The following is a 542-nucleotide window of genomic DNA, read 5'->3' on the forward strand; positions in this document are numbered from 1 at the left end:
CCTTCCACTGCGACAGCTGCTGGTGCCGCTCGAGCACGGTCAGCGTGTCGCGCCGCACCTCGCGCAGCAGCTTGTGGTAGTTGCGCACGCGGTCGGCGCCGACGCCTTCGCGCACCGCGCAACCCGGCTCGTCCTCGTGGCGGCAGTCGCGGAAGCGGCACTGCAGCGCGAGCGTCGCGATGTCGTCGAAGCTGAGCGCGAGCCGCGCCTCGTCGGTGTCGGGTCGCAGCGTGCGCAGCCCCGGCGTGTCGATCACGCAGGCGCCTCCCGGCAGGCGGTGCAGCGAGCGCGAGGTGGTGGTGTGCTTGCCGCGGCTGTCGTGCTCGCGCACCGCGCCGGTGTCCTGCAGCTCGGTGCCGGCCAGCGTGTTGGTGAGCGTGGACTTGCCGGCGCCCGACGAGCCCATCAGCACGACGGTCTGGCCGGCTGACAGCCACGGCTGCAAGGCCTGCGCGGCCTCGGCGCTGCGGCCATTGACGGCCAGCAGCTCGACATTCGCCGGCAGCCGGCCGCGCAGCTGCGCGCGGGCCTCGTCGAGGGCC

The 542-nt window shown here is 74.2% G+C and carries 1 protein-coding gene; it reads right to left on the reverse strand.

The window, feature by feature from the left end; all coding sequences use genetic code 11:
• On the reverse strand, nucleotides 1–542 hold a 542-nt coding region (rsgA, locus tag AC1D12_RS35020), incomplete at both ends, for a ribosome small subunit-dependent GTPase A (RefSeq protein WP_477845633.1).

Source organism: Rhizobacter sp. P1_G5 (genome assembly GCF_056405435.1).